Genomic DNA, 368 nt, shown 5'->3' with positions numbered 1-368 from the left:
GCCGGTATTTGGCTGTAACATTTGACTCTCACCTCTCTTTGTTAATATTCAATGCGGGGATCAACCAGCGCATATAAGATGTCCGCAATTAAATTCCCCACCACAACCAAAACAGCTGAAATGACCGTCATGGCCATGATAACCGGATAATCCCGCGAAAAGGCTGAATCAATAAACAATTTGCCGAGACCCGGCCAAGTAAAAATCTGTTCTACCACTACCGCCCCCCCGATAAATGACGGTATCATCAGACCAAAAATAGTGATGACAGGAAGAAGTCCGTTTCTCAAACCGTGTTTAAAAATCACTTTATTATCTCGGAATCCTTTCGCACGCGCCGTTCGTATATAATCCTGTTTTAACACATC

General features: G+C 43.5%; 1 protein-coding gene. It reads right to left on the bottom strand.

What is annotated here, in order from left to right:
* Positions 1-41: 41 nt before the first annotated feature.
* Positions 42-368 (bottom strand): ABC transporter permease (locus R0K30_RS21260; protein ID WP_410612756.1); only part of this gene is annotated, 327 nt, incomplete at its 5' end.

Source organism: Bacillus sp. SIMBA_154 (assembly GCF_046536015.1).
GTDB lineage: Bacteria > Bacillota > Bacilli > Bacillales > Bacillaceae > Bacillus > Bacillus pumilus_P.
Note: the sequence above shows the minus strand (reverse complement) of the source record. Positions and strands in the feature narration are given on the sequence as shown.